The sequence below is a fragment of the Vibrio sp. TRT 17S01 genome (assembly GCF_050113695.1).
In the GTDB taxonomy this organism is placed as follows: Bacteria; Pseudomonadota; Gammaproteobacteria; order Enterobacterales; family Vibrionaceae; genus Vibrio.
On sequence record NZ_JBNJOG010000049.1, the window covers coordinates 1 to 1,966 of the forward strand.

General features: G+C 42.3%; 2 protein-coding genes and 1 pseudogene. 1 reads left to right on the forward strand and 2 read right to left on the reverse strand.

All coding sequences use genetic code 11. The annotated features are described in order from the left end of the window. Window positions 1-115 (forward strand): annotated as a pseudogene (locus ACQEXS_RS22375) (IS110 family transposase); the annotation flags it as partial. A gap of 1,136 nt (window positions 116-1,251) precedes the next feature. Here ACQEXS_RS22375 and ACQEXS_RS22380 read toward each other — a convergent pair. Both ACQEXS_RS22380 and ACQEXS_RS22385 read right to left on the reverse strand, forming a co-directional pair. Further along, the gene (locus ACQEXS_RS22380; protein WP_039485476.1) at window positions 1,252-1,539 is read right to left on the reverse strand and encodes a type II toxin-antitoxin system RelE/ParE family toxin; all 288 of its coding nucleotides are present in this window, start codon (window positions 1,537-1,539) and stop codon (window positions 1,252-1,254) included. After that, complete coding sequence (locus tag ACQEXS_RS22385) at window positions 1,536-1,817, reverse strand: type II toxin-antitoxin system Phd/YefM family antitoxin (protein WP_000086647.1); 282 nt, start codon at window positions 1,815-1,817, stop codon at window positions 1,536-1,538. Before ACQEXS_RS22385 ends, ACQEXS_RS22380 begins: the two co-directional genes overlap by 4 nt. Between the last annotated feature and the right edge of the window lie 149 nt (window positions 1,818-1,966).

Consider the following 1,966-nt stretch of genomic DNA (forward strand, 5'->3'; position numbering starts at 1 on the left):
AGCTGGGAAACCTAAGAAAGTTGCGATCATTGCCTGCGTACGAAAGATGGTAGTAATACTAAATTCGATGTTAAGAGATGGCGTCATGTGGGATGAAAACATAGCTAAAAATTAGCTATTGACGCCATAGTCGTTTGTTAGGCGAACTTTCCCACCAGTATTTAAGTTGTTTTGAAAGCAGATTACCTGAAACCAAATAAGCAACCAAACACCCACTGACTTTTTGTGATTCAAGAAGCATAAAAGCCACTATGTTTCAGCCAAGGTTTCAACAACCACGAAATGCAGACCTTCAGCAACAAAGTAGGTTTTGAACCCGAAAAACCCAAGGCTGCAAACTAACAGCAAATTCGAAAGCCTCGATTCACTTGCCCTTTCCACACTTTGAGCCAGTGAAATTCACAACCAAGCGACTGTGAAAACCAATGAGGCAACCCGCGAACCTTGGCATGTTTTACGGCCAAAGAGATTCAAGAATTTGAGCCGACAATGTTGAATTGCCGACTTAGAAAAACGAATGCTAAAAGAGAGCTAAAAAGATGATAACAAAGAACTTTCCTGCCCGTCGCCTAACGCCGCGTTAAGTGGTGAACAACGCGACCACCTGACCTAAACCATTGTGCCGTAAACACTTAAGCTGATACAAACCAAAAATGCCAAGCGTTGTGAATCCGTCTTAAACGCTTTGTTAGGCGAACTTTCCCGCCAGTGTTTAAGTGATTTTGAAAGCAGACTACCTGAAACCCTATTACCAACCCAATGCACATACACTTTTTGCGATTCAAGAACCACTGAAGCCACTATGTTACAGCCTCACTTTTAACGCCAACGCAATTCAGCCTTTCAGCGACAAAGGAGCTTTTGAACCTGAGAAACTAACAGCTGCGAACTAACAGCAAAACGAAAGCTTCAACGAATTTGCCCTTGCCACACTTTGAGCCAGTGAAACTCACCACCAACCTACACCAAAAAACCAATGAGGCAACTCACGAAATTTGGCATGTTTTACGGTTGAAGAGATTCACGGATTTGAGCCGACAACACTGAATTGCCGACTTAGAAAAACGAATGCTAAAAGAGAACTAAGAAAATGAGGAAAAAGAACTTTTCTGCCCGTCGCCTAACGCCTTGTTAAGGTGTGAGCAACGCAATACCGAAGCCACCGCATAACACCTTAAACACTAAAACCAACGCATGGTAAAAATGCCACGCGTTGCGAATCACTCTTAAATGCTTTGTTAGAACGCAGTTTTACACATCATCTTCCGACAACATTTGACGACAATTACGAACTGTTAGTACGCGGATTTCATGACTTAAGCTGTAGATAATACGATAGTGACCAAAAATAATTTCACGATAATTCGTATGAGGCATTTCAGGAACAAAGCGCCCCATCTCAGGCATACTTCCAAGTAGTTCAGTTTTATCAAAAACTTCGTTTACCCACTTTTCTGCCGCAGATGGATTATCCAAAGAAATGAACTCCGCTGCATCGCCTAACTTTTGAAGCGCTAATGGAGACCAAACTACTTTCATTTTTTAATGCGCCCCAAAACCTGAGCACGCGCATCATCATTGGAAACGCCAAGACCTGAAGCTAATTGAGCTTCCGCTGTCCGCATTTCTTCCAGTAATTCGATTTTCTCTTGCATTGCTTCATACTCAGCAACGTCAAGGACAACAGCAACACCTTTGCCACGTTGAGTAATTACCAATGGACGGCGAGTCTCATTGATTTGTTTGATGTAAGAAGCTACACCTGCGCGAAACTCAGACAACGGCTGAATGTCTTGATCGAAATGAATACGACTCATATTGAACTCCAATTGGTACAAAATAACGTACAAATAATAGTTCAACTAACAGTTATGAGCAAGAAGTAGATTCTGCGTTATAACGCCGCATTAAGGTGCGAACAACGCTAAACACCCAACCTAAACCACTGCACCTTAAACACTGAAAC